The organism is Granulicella cerasi (assembly GCF_025685575.1).
GTDB classification, from domain to species: domain Bacteria; phylum Acidobacteriota; class Terriglobia; order Terriglobales; family Acidobacteriaceae; genus Granulicella; species Granulicella cerasi.
The window spans coordinates 463901-482776 of the sequence record NZ_JAGSYD010000001.1 but is presented as its reverse complement, the minus strand read 5'-3'; the positions used below and the strand labels follow the sequence as shown (position 1 = coordinate 482776).

Annotated in this window: 19 protein-coding genes; 7 read left to right on the top strand and 12 right to left on the bottom strand. The window is 61.4% G+C overall.

What is annotated here, in order from left to right; genetic code table 11:
* Positions 1 to 127: 127 nt before the first annotated feature.
* A complete protein-coding gene (locus tag OHL11_RS01955; protein ID WP_263369793.1) occupies positions 128 to 1114 on the top strand; it encodes a glycosyltransferase family 2 protein in 987 nt (328 codons plus the stop codon).
* On the opposite strand, the gene OHL11_RS01950 is transcribed toward OHL11_RS01955, so the two are convergent.
* The 4 genes from OHL11_RS01950 to hslV form a co-directional block, all read right to left on the bottom strand.
* On the bottom strand, positions 1097 to 2866 hold the full coding sequence (locus OHL11_RS01950; protein WP_263369792.1) for a hypothetical protein: 1770 nt from the start codon (positions 2864 to 2866) through the stop codon (positions 1097 to 1099). The two genes, OHL11_RS01955 and OHL11_RS01950, sit on opposite strands and share 18 nt — an antisense overlap.
* Before the next feature lie 56 nt (positions 2867 to 2922).
* On the bottom strand, positions 2923 to 4419 hold the full coding sequence (gene hslU / locus OHL11_RS01945; RefSeq protein ID WP_263369791.1) for an ATP-dependent protease ATPase subunit HslU: 1497 nt from the start codon (positions 4417 to 4419) through the stop codon (positions 2923 to 2925).
* Positions 4420 to 4881, bottom strand: coding sequence for a DUF6036 family nucleotidyltransferase (locus tag OHL11_RS01940; RefSeq protein ID WP_263369790.1), 462 nt, complete (start codon positions 4879 to 4881; stop codon positions 4420 to 4422).
* A gap of 182 nt (positions 4882 to 5063) precedes the next feature.
* Positions 5064 to 5684 carry an ATP-dependent protease subunit HslV gene (hslV, locus tag OHL11_RS01935; RefSeq protein WP_263369789.1) on the bottom strand — a complete coding sequence of 207 codons (621 nt, stop codon included), beginning with the start codon at positions 5682 to 5684 and terminating at the stop codon, positions 5064 to 5066.
* Between the two features lie 132 nt (positions 5685 to 5816).
* On the opposite strand from hslV, the gene OHL11_RS01930 reads away from it, so the two are divergent.
* On the top strand, positions 5817 to 6272 hold the full coding sequence (locus OHL11_RS01930; RefSeq protein WP_263369788.1) for a DUF3592 domain-containing protein: 456 nt from the start codon (positions 5817 to 5819) through the stop codon (positions 6270 to 6272).
* Between the two features lie 3 nt (positions 6273 to 6275).
* On the opposite strand, the gene OHL11_RS01925 is transcribed toward OHL11_RS01930, so the two are convergent.
* On the bottom strand, positions 6276 to 6662 hold the full coding sequence (locus OHL11_RS01925) for a hypothetical protein (protein ID WP_263369787.1): 387 nt from the start codon (positions 6660 to 6662) through the stop codon (positions 6276 to 6278).
* Between the two features lie 23 nt (positions 6663 to 6685).
* Positions 6686 to 7054 (bottom strand): hypothetical protein, encoded by a 369-nt coding sequence (locus OHL11_RS01920; protein WP_263369786.1) that lies wholly within the window; start codon positions 7052 to 7054, stop codon positions 6686 to 6688.
* Positions 7055 to 7276: 222 nt separating this feature from the next.
* On the opposite strand from OHL11_RS01920, the gene OHL11_RS01915 reads away from it, so the two are divergent.
* Positions 7277 to 8260, top strand: coding sequence for an aldo/keto reductase (locus OHL11_RS01915; RefSeq protein ID WP_263369785.1), 984 nt, complete (start codon positions 7277 to 7279; stop codon positions 8258 to 8260).
* 63 nt (positions 8261 to 8323) lie between these two features.
* Here OHL11_RS01915 and OHL11_RS01910 read toward each other — a convergent pair whose 3' ends face one another.
* On the bottom strand, positions 8324 to 9037 hold the full coding sequence (locus tag OHL11_RS01910) for a hypothetical protein (protein WP_263369784.1): 714 nt from the start codon (positions 9035 to 9037) through the stop codon (positions 8324 to 8326).
* A gap of 66 nt (positions 9038 to 9103) precedes the next feature.
* On the opposite strand from OHL11_RS01910, the gene OHL11_RS01905 reads away from it, so the two are divergent.
* The 3 genes from OHL11_RS01905 to OHL11_RS01895 are packed head-to-tail and all read left to right on the top strand — an operon-like array spanning position 9104 to position 12380.
* Positions 9104 to 10057 (top strand): intradiol ring-cleavage dioxygenase, encoded by a 954-nt coding sequence (locus OHL11_RS01905; protein ID WP_263369783.1) that lies wholly within the window; start codon positions 9104 to 9106, stop codon positions 10055 to 10057.
* Positions 10058 to 10098: 41 nt separating this feature from the next.
* Positions 10099 to 11058, top strand: a complete 960-nt coding sequence (locus OHL11_RS01900; protein ID WP_263369782.1) for an NAD-dependent epimerase/dehydratase family protein — start codon at positions 10099 to 10101, stop codon at positions 11056 to 11058.
* A complete protein-coding gene (locus tag OHL11_RS01895) occupies positions 11055 to 12380 on the top strand; it encodes a nucleotide sugar dehydrogenase (RefSeq protein WP_263369781.1) in 1326 nt (441 codons plus the stop codon). The genes OHL11_RS01900 and OHL11_RS01895 overlap by 4 nt, the downstream gene beginning before the upstream one ends.
* Before the next feature lie 207 nt (positions 12381 to 12587).
* Here OHL11_RS01895 and OHL11_RS01890 read toward each other — a convergent pair whose 3' ends face one another.
* The 4 genes from OHL11_RS01890 to bla form a co-directional block, all read right to left on the bottom strand.
* Positions 12588 to 13046, bottom strand: a complete 459-nt coding sequence (locus tag OHL11_RS01890) for a GNAT family N-acetyltransferase (RefSeq protein ID WP_263369780.1) — start codon at positions 13044 to 13046, stop codon at positions 12588 to 12590.
* A 5-nt stretch (positions 13047 to 13051) separates the two neighbouring features.
* Complete coding sequence (locus OHL11_RS01885; RefSeq protein ID WP_263369779.1) at positions 13052 to 13483, bottom strand: 2Fe-2S iron-sulfur cluster-binding protein; 432 nt, start codon at positions 13481 to 13483, stop codon at positions 13052 to 13054.
* Positions 13484 to 13594: 111 nt separating this feature from the next.
* Positions 13595 to 15565, bottom strand: coding sequence for a Fe-S protein assembly chaperone HscA (gene hscA / locus OHL11_RS01880; RefSeq protein WP_263369778.1), 1971 nt, complete (start codon positions 15563 to 15565; stop codon positions 13595 to 13597).
* Positions 15566 to 15948: 383 nt separating this feature from the next.
* On the bottom strand, positions 15949 to 16833 hold the full coding sequence (gene bla, locus OHL11_RS01875) for a subclass B3 metallo-beta-lactamase (protein WP_263369777.1): 885 nt from the start codon (positions 16831 to 16833) through the stop codon (positions 15949 to 15951).
* A 434-nt stretch (positions 16834 to 17267) separates the two neighbouring features.
* Here bla and OHL11_RS01870 point away from each other — a divergent pair, with 434 nt between their 5' ends.
* Complete coding sequence (locus OHL11_RS01870) at positions 17268 to 17618, top strand: carboxypeptidase-like regulatory domain-containing protein (RefSeq protein WP_263369776.1); 351 nt, start codon at positions 17268 to 17270, stop codon at positions 17616 to 17618.
* Between the two features lie 69 nt (positions 17619 to 17687).
* Here the strand turns inward: OHL11_RS01870 and OHL11_RS01865 are convergent, their stop codons facing one another.
* Positions 17688 to 18800 (bottom strand): D-alanine--D-alanine ligase family protein, encoded by a 1113-nt coding sequence (locus OHL11_RS01865; RefSeq protein WP_263369775.1) that lies wholly within the window; start codon positions 18798 to 18800, stop codon positions 17688 to 17690.
* Positions 18801 to 18876: the final 76 nt, after the last annotated feature.

Sequence of the window (18876 nt, the reverse complement as noted above, 5' to 3'; positions counted from 1 at the left end):
CTCTGCATCGCGAAACACGAAAGGCCGCCAGCGATGGCGGCCTTTCTGCTGCTTGTCGCACGCCCTTGCCGAGATATTCCTGCCCGGGCTGTAGGGCACGCAGCGTTGTTGAAGGTATCCTCGTGGTATGAGTTATCCCGATTTCGTCTCCCCTGCCAGGCTCCCGATGCGCGTCGCTGTAGTCGTACCTTGCTACAACGAAGCAGCTTCCATCGGCCGCGTTGTGCGGGATTTTCGGGCAGCACTGCCAGGCGCGGAGATTTACGTCTACGACAACAACTCCAGCGACAACACCGTCGAACTCGCACGCGAGGCTGGTGCGTTCGTAGCTTCAGAGACGCTGCAGGGCAAGGGCAACGTGATGCGCCGCATGTTCTCCGACGTCGAAGCTGACATCTACGTGCTGGTCGATGGAGACGCCACCTACGAAGCCAAGAGCGCGCCCGAGATGATTCGTATGCTCGCCGAGCAGCGACTCGACATGGTGACGGGCACGCGTGTGACCGAGATCAAGGCCGCCTATCGCCGCGGCCATCGCGCCGGCAACCTTCTGCTGACGGGCATCGTGGCCCGCATCTTCGGAAACCGCATGACCGACATGCTCTCCGGCTATCGCGTGATGAGCCGCCGCTTCGTCAAGAGCTTTCCTGCCCTGAGCTCAGGCTTCGAGACAGAGACCGAGTTGACGATCCACGCGCTTGAGCTGGCCATGCCGCTCGGCGAAATCGACACGCCGTACTACGATCGCGGCGAGGGCAGTACCTCGAAGCTGAACACCTACAACGACGGCCTTCGCATTCTGTTGACGATCATCAAGCTGGTGAAGGAAGAGCGTCCGCTGCAGTTCTTCAGCCTTCTCTCGCTGGTACTCTTTGTCACCGGCGTGGGAATCAGCATTCCAATCCTTCTGGAGTATCACCGCACGCACCTTGTGCCGCGGCTCCCCACGGCATTGCTCTCCACCGGCATCGTGCTGCTGTCGTTCATGCTGCTGGTCTGCGGGCTGATTCTGGACTCCGTGGCGCGCGGCCGCAAGGAAACCAAGCGACTGCGCTACCTCGAAATCGCCCACACGAAGCCTGGGCAGGAACTCGATCTATCGATCTTCGGCTAAGGACACCTTCAGCGACGGATCCAGCGGAAGGGCGAAGAACTCGGTGTGACCGAGCTGCACCCATCCTGCAGGCTTCGCCGCTACCTCCGGAAAACGAGCCACCAGCACACGCGCGCCCAGTTCATGCAGCTTTGCCTGAACAGCAGCGGTATTGTTCAGCGTCTTCCAGTACGGCAGTGCAGGTTGATCGTCCGGAGACTCTACTTCTTCCAGAATCTGAGCGCCTGCAACGCGAGCCCAGTAATGATCGAGGTAGCAGGCCTTGCCGCCAAAGCAGGCAACGTTGTCGCCAGGCTGAATTCCCATCGCCACGAGCGCATCTCCGGCAGGAATCACTTCCGTGTCCCGACCATGCGAAATGCCGCGCACAGAATTTTCGCGACGGGTCTCCAGTTGATACGTCACAGCCTGCGCGGCAATCAGTCCTGCAAAGAGAACGACGAGCGCAAAGCTCGCGCTGAAGGGGCGAGCTTCGTCAGGCTTCGACTGGCGCAGCACGGCGAAGAGCGTGAGCACGACAAGCAGGAACGGCGCGGTCAGATAGCGGTCCTGCAGGTCCACGGGGTAGTAAATGCCCAGCATCAACAGACCCCAGAGTCCCGGCATCGCTGCCCAGCTCCATCCCTGGCGCGAGGCAGGCCAACGCGCACCACCCGCCAGCAGCAACGCGAACAAGAGCACGAACGGTTCCGGTCTTGCGAGCAGGAAGCGTACGAGCAATTCGCTGCAACGCACCAGGCGAACCACATGACCATGCGGCCAGACATTCGGCTTCAGCCCAAGCGTCCAATACGCAGGGGCAAACCAAAGCGGATAGGTCCCCACGGGGTGCGCAGCGTAGCTGAAGACCGGCGGCGTCGACATCACAGCCTCTTCAGGATGAACGAACGTGCCGCCAGCGTGGCCGAGATCATGATGGAACCACTCGTGCCAGCGCGGCGTCTGGTCCACGAAGAAGCTGTAGTTCATGCGCGCCGAATCGCCGGTGCTGAAGTGGCCGAGCTGATGTGAAATGGCTGCGATGTACGGTCCAGCCGTGAGCGCGAAAAGTGCCCCTGCGGCGATCACGCCCACCGGCAAGACCCGCTGCGTCGCAGAAGACTTGCGCCGCACCACCGCCGCGATGAACAACGCTACGAGCAGCAACACGCTCGGCAAAAACGCGAAGGACTTCGTGAGGAAAGCCAGACCCAGCACCAAACCCAGCGCGGGATAGATCCAGAGTTCAGCCTCGGTGAGCAGGCGCATCACCAGCGCGGCGGCCAGCAGCAGCAACGCCAGCAGCAACGTGTCCGCGCGCACTGCGGTGATCGGCAGTTCGCGGCCTGCGCTCATGCCCAGCAGCGAGAGCGCAAGCAGTTGCAAAGTACGCTCGCTCAGCGCAGGAACAGAGTCCACTGGCGCAAAGCGCTGACGCAGCCGCGCCAACATGCTGACGAAGAAGATGCTGATGAACAACGTCGCGCTGAAGATGAAGACGTTCGTCCAGCGCGCCACCATGTACTCGCTGGAGAACGTAGCATGGGCCAGCTTTCGACCGATCGCAAGCAACGCAGGATAACCAGGGTTCCAGTAGCCGTTGATCGCCAGATGCGAATGGCCGCTGACCAGCCCAGCGGCGATATCCATGAAGGCTGTACCGTCGCCATCCATCACGTAGGCGTCCACCCACGCATAGCCACACGCCAGCAAGATCAACAGCGCTGCATAACCCCACACCATCCGCATACCGCCACGCGCGGTGGCTTTCATCTCCGTGTCCATGTGGCGAAGTATATCTTGCAGCCCACCAACGGATTGTGTGATGGCTACAGGATGTAGCGGCTGAGGTCCTGGTTCTTGACGATCCCCGCCAGACGTTGCTCCACGTACTCGCGCGTGACGGCGAAGACGAGTTGCTCGCCAGTGGAAGACTCGCGACGCGTGAGAGTGACTAGTGGCGTTGCAGCTGCGTCTCCGCTCTTCGCCGCTTTGATCAGGTCCGGCGCCTCGAAGCTGATCTCATCCAGCACGCGCTCCATGATGGTGTGCAGTCGACGCGCACCAATGTTCTCCGTCGTCTCGTTCACCGAGAACGCAAAGCGTGCCATCTCTTCCAGCGCCTCCGGCGCGAACTCGAGCACCATACCCTCGGTCTCCAGCAACGCCATAGACTGCCGCACCAGAGAAGCACGAGGCTCCGTGAGAATGCGCAGAAAATCCTCTACCGCCAGCGATTGCAACTCGACGCGAATTGGAAAACGCCCCTGCAGTTCGGGGATCAGGTCACTTGGCTTCGACACATGAAACGCACCTGCGGCAACGAAGAGAATGTGGTCGGTCGCCACCGGACCATACTTTGTCGTCACACTCGTGCCTTCAACAATCGGCAGAATGTCGCGCTGCACGCCTTCGCGCGAGATGTCCGGCCCATGCCCGCCTTCGCGTCCGGCGATCTTGTCGATCTCGTCCAGGAAGACGATGCCTGAATCCTCCACGCGCTCGATCGCGACGCGCACGACCTGGTCCATATCCAGCAGGCGCTGCTCCTCCTCGCCCTGCAGATAATCCATCGCATCAACGACCTTCATCGGCCGCTTGCGTGTGCGATTGGCGAACATCTGCTGCAGCATGTCCTTCAGCCCGGCGGACTCAGACTCCTCTGCCTGCTGCGCCGAGAAGACCTCCACCTGTGGCGTGCTGCGTTCGCGCGTCTCCATCTCAACCATGCGATCGTCGAGCTTGCCATCGCGCAACTGCTGCCGCAGCAGGTCGCGCTCCTTGCGTAGCTCAAAGGTCGAGGGTTGCGCAGGCGCAGGGATCTCGCCTACCTCTTCCGTGACCAAAGCCTGCAACTCTCGCTGGCGCTGCTCGATCAGCAGATCGAGGAGCCGGTCTTCCGCCGCAAGCTCCGCGCGGTCTTCCACCTCGTCCAGCCGCTCCGCACGCACCATGTCGATCGCGTTTTCGACCAGGTCGCGAATCATCGATTCCACATCGCGACCGACGTAGCCGACCTCAGTGAACTTCGACGCTTCGACCTTCAGAAACGGCGAGCCCGTCAGCTTCGCGAGCCTGCGCGCAATCTCCGTCTTGCCCACGCCGGTGGAGCCGATCATAAGGATGTTCTTCGGCATCACCTCTTCGGCCATATCAGGCGGCAGCTTCTGCCGCCGCTGGCGATTGCGCAGCGCGATCGCCACAGCGCGCTTCGCCGCCGCCTGGCCCACCACATACTTATCAAGCTCCGCCACGATCTCACGCGGCGTCATCTGGTCCAGCGGAACAGGTTGGTCTTCGGCAGTGCCGGGAAGGTAGATAGCCATTTAGGAATTCAACTTCTTTGCTTTACGCAATTCTGCAATGTCTGCAAGATCTTTCGGACGACCTACCGCACTCTTATTCGAGAGAAGGTCCTCAAGCGAGAGGTAAGGAGCGTCAAGCCCGTCTTCAATCGTTCGATAGATGCGCCGCTGCCAGGCTGATTCAAATGACACGCCGTCTATCCCTTGCAGCACATCAATACGTGCGGGGATGATGCCGAATTGAAAATAGTCTGTCTCAGTTGTATTGAAGTCGGCTGAAGAAAGCCCTTGAAGCGGTGCGCCGAAATCAGCTAACGCCTTGAAGACTCGTAGGCTGTTTTCTTCGCTCATGCGAATCCAAACATCCATATCGCCGGTGAGGCGCGCAACGCCGTAGGCGATAGACGCATGACCACCCACCACGAGATATTCAGCGTGATGAGCGTTGAGCGCGCGTAATAAGTCTCTTTGGTCCTTGAGCATCGAGGTCAATGTGGTTCATCTCAGCGTAGTACTTTGCCAGCTCAGCGACTACATTTACTTTCGCTGCAAGAGGCTGCTTCGACCAGTAAAGAAAGTCATGATCTTCCTGCTCTTCATGCGAAGAGAAGCGCCGTACGACCTGCCGGGAGTTTGTAAGGACGGCATCGCTCATAAGCTAAAGTCTACGCCTGCAACTCTTCAATCACCATGTTCAAGTTCGAGTAGATACAAATCTCCGCAGCAATCTTCATGCTGCGCTCTACGATCTCGCGCGCGCTGAGCTGCGTGTTCTCCACCAGCGCCGTTGCCGCAGCCAACGCAAAGCTGCCGCCGGAGCCGATCGTCGCGATCACGCCATCGGCCACAGGGTCCGGCTCAATCACATCGCCGTCGCCGGAGAGCACGAACATCCGCTTCGTATCCGCGACCACTAGCAGCGCCTGCAACTGGCGCAGCATCTTGTCCGTGCGCCAATCCTTCGCCAGCTCCACCGCCGCGCGGTCCAGCTGTCCGTTGTATTGCTCGAGCTTCGCCTCGAAGCGCGTGAAAAGAGAGAACGCATCCGCAGTCGAGCCTGCAAAGCCCGCAAGAATTTTGTCGTTGTACAGGCGGCGCAACTTGCGCGCGTTGCTCTTCATCACCGTCGCGCCCAGCGTTACCTGGCCGTCTGCGGCCATCACTACGCTGTCTCCGCGACGCACGCACAGCACCGTCGTCGAACGCACGCGGCGGCGCACGCCATGCTCATCCGGGCCAAGATCCAATGGGTGCGCCTGAGCACCACGGCGTGTGGAGTTTTTCATCTCTACGCGGTTTTTCATCTCGGCGGTTTTTTTGATCCCATCGCTCGTCATCACAACAGGAAGTATAGTCGCCCGCCGCCATCGGCTATCCTGAAGAGACCGCAGCGTTTCTACTGGCTGCGATACGACCTCATGCGACCTTCGCTTCATAACCTCGCGCCGATCCTCCACCGCCACAACGTGCAGGTGGGCACCGCTATCGGCGTCGGTTCGCTCGCGGCGGTCATCGGAGGCATCTGGCTGGTGCAATATCTGCGCCGCCCCTCTGCAGCAGAGGTCGAACGTCGTCGCCGCGAGCAGTTGGGACGCACCGGACGGATCACCGATGGTGTCATCGTCGACTCGCTCATGCTGAACGGCGATCCGGCCACGGTGCAAGCACCCGAGGTGCTCGTGTACAGCTATCAACTTTCAGGGGTCACGTACAACTGCGCGCAGGACGTCTCCATGCTGCACGACAAAGTGCAACATTGCCGATTGGACCAGCCCGTGCAGGTCCGTTACGACACCCGCTATCCCGGCAACAGCATCATCGTCACCGAGGAGTGGAGCGGCATCTGGGCTGGCCCCATCAGCAAGAGCGCTTAGGCGTTACTTCGCCGCAGGGTCCGGCTTACCCACCGTCTTCACAGCCTGGTCCACCACCGCATAGAGCAACTGATCGGTATCGCGCTTCGCCGCAACCTTGATCATCTCGCCGACGCGACGGCCAGCCGCCTCAGACTCCGGCAGCTTCAGGCCGCGGTTCTGCGCGGAGATCTCGGCAAGCTGCGTCACCATCTCGAAGAACGTTGCTTCGTTCTTGCCGCTCAGCAGCCATGCCTGATGCACGGTGGATTCGATCAACTGCTCGGTCGTCCACGTCTGCTTCGCAGCCGTCTGGTTCGCCGCCGAAGCCGGCGCGATCTGCGCGTGCATCGGTACGGCAACCGTTGCTGCCGCCATCACTACACCCGCCAACATCATTCGCATCTTCATCACACGTCTCCTCGAACTCTTATCTAGCGGTAATAGCCATCGCGACGACGGCGGCTGTTCTGATGGGCCTGTCCTGCGATCGCGCCGATGCCTGCACCGGCTGCTCCGCCCACGACGGCGCCCTTCAAGCCGCCACCAAAAACCGTTCCCAACACGGCACCGCCGGCTGCGCCAATCAGCGCACCCTTGCCCGGCCCAATGCCACCGCCGTGGTGGTTGTCGTAGTACCCGCGATCGTGGCCGCGACCATAGCCACCGCCTCGTCCGCCGTTGTATGCGCCGCGAGAGAAGTTGCCCCGATGCTGCGCGACCGCAGGGACAGCACTTCCGATCAGCGGCAACGCCATCGCTCCGGCCAACAGGGCCGCGCGGAATTTCGTTGCGATCATCATTGCCCGAATCTCCTCGAAGGAGGGAAGTCGTGCGCTTCTAAAGGGGGCCCGCGATCTGCGCGCTTGCGCAGATCAGTCGAAGCGCACGACTTACTCCAGTTGCGTGTGATGCACTTTCACCGCATCGAGGAAGCCCGCAGTATTGCCGGAATATTTTTGCTCCACACAAGCATCCTTTGCGTCCAATCACGCATGAGTACAACACCGACTCCGCAGCCCTCCATGCCTCTCCGCAACCTCGGCCACACCGGCGTCAAGGTCTCCACTCTTGCGCTCGGCATGATGACCTATGGCACCAGCAAGTGGCGCGAGTGGGTGCTCAACGAAGACGACGCACGCCCCTTCGTAAAGCGCGCCCTGGAAGCCAGCATCAACTTCTTCGACACCGCCGACATGTACTCCGTGGGCGAGAGCGAAGTCGTCACCGGCAAGCTGCTGCGCGAGTTTCAGCCGAATCGCGACGAATACGTGCTCGCCACCAAAGTCTTCAACCCGATGAGCGACAAGCCCAACGATCGCGGCCTTTCGCGCAAGCACATCATGCACTCCATCGATGCGAGCCTGAAGCGGCTCGGCGTCGACTACGTGGACCTCTACCAGATCCACCGCTTCGATCCGAACACGCCGATCGAAGAGACCTGCGAAGCATTGAACGATGTCGTCCGCGCAGGCAAGGCGCTCTACCTCGGTGCATCGAGCATGTACGCCTGGCAGTTCCAGAAGATGCTGCACTTCCAGCAGACGAACGGCCTGGCGCGCTTCATCACGATGCAGAACCACTACAACCTCGTCTACCGCGAAGAAGAGCGCGAGATGAATCCGCTCTGCGCCGATCAGAAGATCGGCCTGCTGCCGTGGAGTCCGCTTGCACGCGGCTTCCTCACCGGCACGCGCAAACGCGGCGACGGCAAGACCGAAACCACACGCGCCCGCACTGACGACTTCGCCCACGGCCTCTACTACCGCGACTCCGACTACACCGTCGTCGATCGCGTGGTTGAGGTCGCTGAAGCACGCGGCGTAAAGCCCGCACAGATCGCCCTCGCATGGGTGCTCGCAAAGCCCGGCGTGAGCGCGCCGATCATCGGCGCGAGCAAGATGTATCAGCTCGAAGACGCACTCGGCGCACTGCAGATCAAACTCAGCGACGAAGAGATGAAGCGCCTCGAAGAACCCTACGAACCGCACCCGATTCTCGGCCACTAAACAACGGGGGGTGCCCCGTTCATGCGCTGCGTCATCGCGCATGAATGGGGAGTGCGGCAACGCTTACTGCGGTGGAGTCAAAGACGCAATGATGGCGTTCACATTTTGCTGTCCCGTATCGCCGGCCGGATGGTAAATCACCCATAGCCCCGTGCTACTTGGGAAGCGATTGCTGAACACATGCAATGTTAGTGCGCGCGCGGGTTTGGATAACTCCGATTCAAAACCGCAGACGAGATCACTACGAATCTCGTGAACAGCGAAAGCGCGCGAGGTCAAATCCCACTTTGCCAGCAAGAGTAGACGCGAGCGCTCATTACGTGAAGGCAACCGCAAGAAATGCATAGAAGCGGGACTCTCCGCCATTGCGTGCCTCAGGAAAACACATTGCGATGTCCGCTCTTCGGCCTGAAAGAGACTCTTGCGATCTGGATCATCAAGCATATTGTGAGTAACGTCACTTGGCATGAGCAGCACGCTACTTCCATCGGTCATGCTTATCTCGCGAAACTGCTTGCCCGTTTTTTGCTCTTGAACCGTCTTTCCGAGTAGAGTGACCTTCCAGCCGAATGCCTCAATCGGAATGGTGTGCTCACTGTGCAGCACCCCGCTGTCCGGAAGTGGGGTTAGGAACAGATTGGTTCCCTCTGTCTCCGTAGCCATGTGCTGGAGTCGATAGTTCATTACAAGGGCAGCAATACCAGCCACAACCCAGAGAATGATACTCGCCACCACGAACCCAATCCCTACACGCTTCCAGCTCACCTGCGTCTTCATGCTTCGCAGCATACCGTTCGCACTGCGCGCGTACAACGATCTTTCGCACGCCTCGTCTCACGCAGTATGAGCTTCACGCGTCGCCGCTTTATCGCCTCTGCTGCAACACTCGCCACCACACTGCAACTGCAACGCGCTGCCCATGCGCTCGGCTTCAGCACTGCCCCCGACGTCTGCAAGCTCACGCCCGAGCAAGAGGTCGGCCCCTACTACGTTGCTGACGAGATGCTGCGCGCAGACATTCGCGAAGGCAAGCCCGGCATCCCGCTCACGCTGAAGCTCGCCGTGCTCGATGCGCGCAGCTGCAAGCCGCTGCCACACGCCGCTATCGACCTCTGGCACTGCGACGCGCTCGGCATCTACAGCGGATACACCGCGAACAATCCAATGGGCGGCGGCCCCGGCGGTCCACCGCCGATGGACGGCAACTTCCATCCGCCGACGGACAAAGACGGCAACCCGCTGCCTCCGCCTGACTTCGACAAGGACGGCGAGCATCACGGACCGCCGCCCTTCGGCGCCAACGGCCAGCCGCCCGCGCCGAATCCCACCGACAAGTACACCTTCCTGCGCGGCGTGCAGATCACCGACAGAGCCGGCGCGGTCAGCTTTCAAACCATCTTCCCCGGCTTCTACATGGGTCGCACCAACCACATCCACTTCAAGGTGCGGCTCGGCGGCCACGACACCAAACGCGAGAATGTCGGACGCACCTATGCTGCGGGACACACCGCGCACGTTGGCCAGGTCTTCTTCAGCGAAGCGCTCAACAGCGAGCTGATGGAGATGGAACCCTACCGCTCGCACAAGATTCACCGCACCATCAACGCCGAAGACGGCGTCTATCGCGGCCAGCACGGCGACCTCATGCTTGCCTCCATTCGCTGGGTGGACGCTAGCCATCACGCCGCGGGACTTTACGCCGAGGCCATCGCCAGCGTGGATCCCACGGCCACGCCCGCGCCCGTCAGCATGGGCTTCGGGCCGCCGCCGTCGCGCCCGGCATCCTCGTCGAACTAGCGCAACCCTGCGTTCACACAGCGCGCGATAAACTAGTCTTCGTGCGAACGTTTCTCATCACAGGTGTCGCGGGCTTCGTCGGTTCGCATCTTGCCGAGGCATTGCTCGAGCGCGGCGATCGCGTACTCGGTTTCGATAACCTCTCCACCGGCCGCCGCGACAATGTTCCCAACGGCGTCGACTTCATCGTCGGCGATCTCGCCGATGCCGACAAGATCGCGCGCGTGTGCGAGAACGTTGACGGCATTCTGCACCAGGGCGCGTTGCCCAGCGTGCCACGCAGCGTGAAGAACCCACGCCCCTCGCATGTCTCCAACGTCGACGGCACCTTCAACCTGCTCGAAGGCGCACGCATGGCCGGTGTGAAGCGCGTACTCTACGCCGCATCGAGCTCCGCGTATGGCAATCAGCCCGGCTTCCCGCGCGTAGAGACGATGTACCCCGCGCCCGTCGCTCCCTATCCGGCGCAGAAGCTCGCCGGTGAGATCTACATGCAGAGCTATGCGCGCGTCTACGGCATGGAGACGGTCTGCCTACGCTACTTCAACATCTTTGGCCCACGCCAAACGCCCGACTCGCCGTACTCCGGCGTCATCGCCAAGTTCGCGATGCAAATGCTTCGCAAAGACGCTGAAGCACCCGTCATTCAAGGCGATGGCGAGCAAGGCCGCGACTTCACCTACGTGGCCAACGCTGTTCATGCGAACCTGCTCGCGCTCCATGCGCCTGCGGAGAACGTTGCGGGCCGCGTCTTCAACGTCGCCAGCGGCGAACGCCATACCGTCAATGAACTCTACGCGTCGCTCGCGGAGCTCACCGGCTACACCGGTGCGGCACAGCACACGGAAAGCCGCCTCGGCGACATTCGCAACTCGCTTGCTGATGTCAGCGCGGCGCGTCAGGCCTTCGGGTATGCACCCATCTTCAGCTTCCGCGAAGGTCTCGAGCGCACGGTGGCGTGGTACCGCCATCAGTTCGCCTCGTCTAACCTGACAGCATGAGCCTCACCGCAAGCTTCCGCGAGAAGATCGACCAGCGCACGGCCGTCATCGGCATCATCGGCCTCGGCTACGTCGGCCTTCCGCTGGCGCTGGAGTTCATCGAGAGTGGTCTCCGCGTCATCGGCTTCGATGTAGACGCGAGTAAAGTCACCGCACTCAACGAAGGCCGCTCGTACATCCAACGCATCGAGCCTGCGACGATCGCAGCCGCGCAGGGCAAAGGCTTTCGCGCCACGGCAGATGTCGGCGACATGAGCGCCTGCGACGCCGTGCTGCTCTGCGTCCCCACGCCGCTGCGCGAAAACCACGAGCCCGACATGAGCTTCATCGAGCACACCGTCGAAGCTCTCGCGCCACACGCGCGCGCCGGCCAACTCATCGTGCTCGAAAGCACCACCTGGCCCGGCACCACCGAAGAGCTCGTCGTTCCCATGCTCGAACGCAGCGTCCGAGTGCTTCGCAACGGAGACGCGAGCGACAACGGGGTGATGGTTGCGTTCTCCCCCGAACGCGAAGACCCCGGCAATACCTCCACGCCGCGCCGTGAGATTCCCAAGGTGCTCGGCGGCTTCGACACGCGAGCAAGCGAGTGCGCGGCGGCGCTGTACAGCGCGGTCTTTCAGCGCGTCGTGCCGCTGAGCTCTCCCGCTGCAGCCGAGATGACGAAGCTGCTCGAAAACATCTATCGCGGCGTGAATATTGCGCTCGTGAATGAGCTCAAGCAGCTCTGCCTCGCAATGAACCTCGACGTGTGGGAGATCATCGACGCTGCCGCCACCAAGCCCTTCGGCTTCCAGGCTTTCTACCCCGGCCCCGGCATCGGCGGCCACTGCATCCCCGTCGATCCGTTCTATCTTTCGTGGCGCGCCAAGCAGTTCAAACAGCCGACACGCTTCATCGAACTCGCCGGCGAAGTGAATGAAGCGATGCCCGCGTTCGTCGTCGAGACCACACGCCGCGCGCTCGAACGCAACGGCGTCGAACTCGGCGCGGCAAAGGTGCTCGTGCTCGGCGTCGCCTACAAGCGCGATCTGGATGACCTGCGCGAATCACCCGCGCTCACCGTGATTCAACTGCTCGAAGAAGCAGGCGCGCAGGTTGCGTACAACGATCCGTACTTCGCGAAGGTCGGCACCGGCCGCAAGTACGCGCTCGAACGCACCTCGACACCGCTCGACTCTGTCGGCGAATTCGACGCGGTGATTGTGACCACCGACCACTCCGCGTACGACTACGCCGCACTCGTCGCAGCGAGCAAGCTCTTCATCGACACCCGCAACGCCACACGCGGCATCGCAAGCAACAAGATCATCCGCTGCTAAAACGGGTGCCCCACATCTCGATTCTTGAGACGTGGGTTTCCAGAAGATCTTCCGGCACCCGGGTGCCCCAGGTCTCGCATCTGAGACCTGGGTTTCCAGAGAGATGTGCGGAGACCGAAGAGCTTGGCTGTGCCAACATCACCGCTCTCCCACGTCTCTAAAAATCGAGACGTGGGGCACCCGTCATTTGTGACTCTTCAAACGCGCTCACGCCAGCGACTTGCGCAGAAAGACCGTGGCCTGCGGATTGTCGTTGTAACGCTCACAGGGCTCATAGCCACGCGACTCGTAGAGCGCAATCGCAGGCTTCAGATCATCCTTGCTGTCGAGATACACCGCGCTATATCCAGCAGCGCGAGCAAACGTCTCCAACGCGTCCATGAGCAACGTCGCCACGCGCATACCGCGAGCGGCACCGCGCACATAGAGCCGCTTGCACTCGCACGCATTCCCCAACGCAGGCAGCGGACGCAATACCACGCAACCCACCGCCGCGCCATCGACGCGCGCAAGCCACACCGCGCTGCGTTCATCGGCGAGCAGCGCGTCCAATGACGTGCGTGTATCGCGCACCACGACCTGGATCGCCTCGTAATACTCATTCAAAAGCGCGAACGCCTCGTCACTCATGGCGACGAGGCGTTCGATGTGTACTGCATGAGCCATGCGAGCTACTTCACTCCAGCAGCAGGCTTGCCTTCCTGCACATAGTTCTTGTTCCAGCTCGGAATCTCGACAACATAGTCGCCCGGCTTCTCGATGACGCACTGGCAGCCGAGGCGCGAGTTCAGCTCAAGGCCCGGCGCCATGTCGAGGCGATCGAGCTCAATGTCTTCGGCCTCGCTCATGCCTTCCATGCCCTTGCGCACATGCAGGTGGCACGTCGTGCAGGCCGACACACCGCCGCACGCATGGTCGAGGAAGATCTCGTAGTTCTCTGCCACATCGAGCAGGCTCATCGGCTGGCCGTGGCCATCGTAGGGCAGCGTGCCGAACTTGAACTCAACCACCTTGCCTTCGGGCTGAAAAACGACGCGCACCATATCGGCTGCGGGCGGCTGCGTGAGATCGACTTCGGAGAGGGACTTGGCTTCGTTGGACATGGTCAGTTCCTAGTGTAGTTGTTCAGAAATTCCAGTGTAGTTTTTCTGAAGTTCGGCTCTTCGTCTGCGGTGGAAGCGCCGGCGCACCGGCATCGGCTTCCACCTTCGTACTTACTTCTTATCGTCAATCTGCGCAGGCGCAAACGCGTGCGGCGCGGTCGTCGGAGCACCGATGTCGCCACCCAAACCTTCGTCCGCCGTCGCCATGTTCTTGCCACCCAGCGCGCCGGTCACGGCAGAGTCCATCATCAACTCGGCGAGCCTGCGCGTGTGCTTGTCCAGCTGCGCGATCGCATTGCGAATCACCTTGTGGTCTTCATCCTTCAGCGAAGCTTCCACCTCGGAGATCGCTGACGCAATCGCCTCATGTTCCACCGAGGTAAGCTGCTGCCAAACCGGCTGCTGCCTGGCCTTCTTCGTCGCTTCCAGAATCGTCTGCGCCTCGTTACGCGCCTCAATCACCTGGCGCGCCGTGATGTCCGCCTCGGCGTTGTCGAACGAGTCGAGAATCATCGTCTCCACCTGCTCGTCGGTGAGGCCGTAGGTCGGCTTCACCTCGACCTGCGCCTGCGTGCCGCTGCGCTGTTCCTTCGCGCTCACATGCAAGATGCCGTTCGCGTCGATCAGGAACTTCACCTCGATGCGAGGCAGGCCTGCCACCATCGGCGGAATGCCCTTCAGATCGAAGCGTGCCAGCGAGCGGCAATCCTTCGCCAGTTCGCGCTCGCCCTGCAGCACATGGATCGCCACGTTTGTCTGTCCATCGACGCCCGTGGTGAAGTGCTCGGTCGCACTCGCCGGAATCGTCGAGTTGCGCTGAATGATCTTGGCGACAACACCACCCAGGGCTTCGATACCCAGCGAAAGCGGGGTCACGTCAAGCAGCAACAACTCGTTCGTCGCCACGTGGTCCGTGCCGGAAAGAATCTGCGCCTGCACCGCCGCGCCCAGCGCCACGACTTCATCCGGATTCAACTCGGTATGCAGCTTGCGGCCACGCGCTTCAAGGTTGAAGATGCCGCTGACCAGCGCACGCACCGCAGGGATGCGCGTCGAGCCGCCGACCATCACCACTTCGTCGATGTCCTCCGGCGTGAGCGCGGCGTCCTTCAACGCCTGCTTCACCGGACCAGCCGTGCGCTCGATCACCGAGGCGATCAGCTGCTCGAACTGCGCCCGCGAAATCTCACGCGCATAAAGCTTGCCTTCCACCTCAACCGCGAGGCGCGCCGAGTCGTTCGCGCTCAGCGCAATCTTCGCGTCGATCACGGCCTTGCGCAGCGACTGCATCGCCGCAGGGTCCTTTGTGATCTCTACGCCAAGGTCACCGCGAATGTCATCAATCGCCACCGCGAGCAGCAGGTTGTCGATGTCGTCGCCGCCCAGGTGCGTGTCGCCACCGGTCGTGATCACCTCGAAGATGCCATCGCGCAGCTTGAGGATCGAAATATCAAACGTGCCGCCGCCGAAGTCATACACGGCGATCGTGCCTTCGCGCGAAGTGCCATCGGCGTTCTTGTCGAGGCCATACGCGAGCGCCGCAGCCGTCGGCTCGTTCACAAGACGAAGCACCTCAAGCCCCGCGATGCGGCCCGCGTCCTTCGTCGCCTGACGCTGCGCATCGTTGAAGTACGCCGGCACGGTGATGACCGCCTTCGTCACTTCACCGCCAAGAAAACGCTCGGCGTTCTTCTTCAACTGCAGCAGCACGTAGGCCGAAATCTCCGGCGGCGTCAGCGTGAGTCCGCCGACGTTGAGCTTCAACACCTCGCCCGCCTGCAGACCTTCCGCAAGCTTGAAGGGGAAGAGCTTCAACTCCGGCTCCACATCCGCGAGATCGCGGCCCATCAAACGCTTGGCCGAGTACACGGCGTTTGCGGGCTGGGTGAGCAGCATATCGCGCGCCGCGTTGCCCACAGCAAAGCCCGTGTGCGTCTCCTGATCGAACGCCACGACGCTCGGCACAATCGCCGAGCCATCTTCGCCGGGGATAACCACCGGCGCGCCGCCTTGCATGATCGCAACGAGCGAGTTCGTGGTGCCCAGGTCTATGCCGACGACGCGATGTGTGTTTTCTGCCAAAATGAAATCTCCAAAAGCACGTGGCCGAAGCCAGCGCGCACCACCTTCTATTGTATGGTTGCCCCGCGCGCAGGTCGCGCATTTCTCACTTGTGTAGATGCCCGATGCAGGCGAATGATGCGCCGCCGTGTGACGCGGCCGCTCGAACCACCACAATGGCGGGTGCCCCACGTCTCGACACTACCGTGAATCCGGGTGCCCCACGTCTCGATTTTTGAGATGTGGGAAAGCGATGATGCTGGCGACGCCAGACGCTTCGGTCCACGCGAACGCCTCTGGAAACCCAGGTCTCAGAAGCGAGACCTGGGGCACCCGTCCCGATCTCCGCACGATTCTCCAGAACCTCTCAGGAATCGAGATGTGGGGCACCCGTTCGCCGCGCGCTACTGGCCCTTCGCCAACGCTTTGTGGAAGGTCACTTCGCTCTCGTCCACAAACGCCTTATATCCCGCAGGGTCAATCCACACCTGCTCACCAAGCTGCGGTTCGCGCTTCAACTTCGCGAACTTTGCGGTGAGGTCAAAGTACCGGCCATGCTCGCCGAGAAACACATCGCAGGGCAGCGCGTGCAGCACGTCGAAGGTGTGCTGAAAGTCTTTCGCGATGCCAGGGTAGGACTCCGCGACACCCGGCTTCGCGGTGAAGTGAAAGTCCGACCAGAAGCTCGTGCCGCCCACGATCACAACGTTGCGCAGCTTGCCCGCGGGTTCGCCTTTGAGATGTACGCGGAAGGTCCATGTCGTGCATCCGCGCGTGTGGCCGGGCGTTTTGTGCGCAGTCAGCGTCACTCCGCCGAGCGTCACTGTGTCGCCGTCATGCAACACGCGGTCCACAGGCGCGGGCGGGAAGTACTCCACCGAGCCAGTCGGCTCCAGAAAATCGCCCTTGCCGCCACCTTCGATGACCGGCACGTCCGCGTCCATCACCATGTTCTTCGCGTGGGTCTCGCGCAACACCTGCGCGGCCCCGGCCATGTGATCGAAGTGCGCCTGCCCGTTCAGCAGAATCTTCGTGTCCGCCCAGCGAAAGCCAAGCTTCTCCACGCTCGCGCGAATCTGCGGCGGCGACGACACGAGGTTCGCGTTGATGAGGATGTTGCCCTTCGGCGTGACGACAAGAAATGCCGCGAGGTCTTCGCTGCCAACGTAGTAAAGGTTGTCGGCGATCTGAAACGGCGCAAGCTGATGCGTCCACTCCGGCTTGGTGGCGGCAAAGGCGCAGGGCAACGCCGGAAGGAGCAACAGGCAGAGAACAAGTCGACGCAACATGCTCTCCGGTGTAGCACCCCGGCATCGCGCAACGCTATGAGGATTTTCTGTGCGAATCCGCCACGACATGAGTATGCTAACCCGCATGGCGCGCTATCGTCCCAGTGCTGAATTGAAAGTAGTCAAACCCTGCAACGAAAGCTGGGAAGCGATGCCCGGGGATCATCGTATGCGTCATTGTGATGTCTGCCAGAAGGATGTCTACAACGTTGCAGCCATGACTCCGGCACAGATCGAATCCATGCTGAAAGGACCCTTACCTTGCCTACGAATCGCAAGGCATGAGGACGGTTCACTCCTGGTGGCCGAGGGATCGCAAAAATCGCCTTGGGGGGCGGCTCGCTGCGTTTGCCGCAACGGCGCTCGTCAGCATAACGACGACGGTGCTTGCGCAGGATCAGAAGATACATACGGACGCTGTCCTCGGCGCTCCGATGCTTCCAGCCGCCACGCTCCGTGGCAAGGTCGTAGACCCGACCGGCGCCGTCCTTGGCGATGCGCTCGTTGTGTTGCTCTCCAAGGACGGCAGAAAGTTCGAAGCAAGAACAGGGCCCGACGGAACGTTTCAGGCATACGCGGATATCGGCGAATATGACCTGCATGTTTCTATGCCCGGCTTTTCGGAGCAGGAGCTTCTTCATGTGAAGTTAAAGCACGGGCGCCAGTCTTTGCAGCACAATCTTAAGGTTCCGGTCGGCACTCTCGGATTCATGGTCGTTGTCACCGATCCGTTGCAGGCAGACACGACAGATGGCAAGCCCTCAACTCGAAGAGTTACGAAGTAACATCGCGGGATCTATGAATAGCAAAGGGCGCTCGTGAACACGGGCGCCCGTTGCTTCATTTGCGACAACCTACTTCTCGAAGCGTGTCTGCCTGCGTTCTTCGGCACGCTCGAGCGCGAGCTCAATCAGGCGATCGATGAGCTGCCTGTACGGAAGGCCGCTCGCCTCCCACAACTTCGGGTACATGCTGATCGACGTGAAGCCGGGCAGCGTATTCACTTCGTTCAGCACGATCTCGTTGCCTTCGCCGTCCTGGCGCGGAGCCATCAGGAAGTCCACGCGTGCGAGGCCCGCGAGGTCGCAGGCGCGGAAAGCATCGATCGACATCTGGCGGATGCGCTTGGCCTCGGCCTTCGAGAGCTTCGCCGGGATGTGGCTCACGCTCTCGTCCGGTCCGCTGAGTTCGTACTTCGCTTCGTAGTCGTAGAACTCCTTGGCAGGCACGATCTCGCCGACCACCGAAGCTTCCGGCGCATCATTGCCGAGCACCGCCACTTCCAACTCGCGTGGCTTCACGCCAGCGCCACCCACGCCCTGCTCGATGACGATCTTGCGGTCAAAGCTTGCGGCCTCGTCCATCGCCGCGGTGAGGTCGGCGCGCGACTTCACCTTGCTGATGCCTACCGACGAACCGAGGTTCGCGGGCTTCACGAAGAGCGGGTACTCCAGCGACTCCTCGATGAGCTTGATGCATTTCTTCGGGCTGGCCTTCCACTCCGAACGCAGCAGCGTGACCCACGGCGTTACCGGCAAGCCTGCGGCCACGAACATGCGCTTCATCGCGTCCTTATCCATGCCAACCGACGAGCCGAGCACGCCGGAGCCCACGTAGGCTGTGCCAGCGAGCTCGAAGAGTCCCTGGATCGTTCCGTCCTCGCCAAACGTGCCATGCAGTACCGGGAAGACCACGTCGAGGCCCGTCTCCACGCCGGGCTTGGAAGCTGCGCTCACCAGCGACGAACCCGCTCCCGCGCCCTTCACCGTGACAGGCGTGCCGAGCAGGCGCTGCGCCTGTCCGCCCTGCAGCCAGCGGCCCTCTTTGGTGATGCCGAGTTCGACCACATCGTACTTCTTGCGATCGATTGCGGAGAGGATCGAGCGCGCCGAACGCAGCGAGACTTCATGCTCGCCGCTGCGGCCGCCAAACAAAATGCCTACGCGGAGTTTCTTCTTCGTTGCCATCACGCTTAAGCCTACGCTGCCGACACGCATACCGTGTAACAGCGAACCAACGGAGCTACGTTTCGCCCACGAAAAA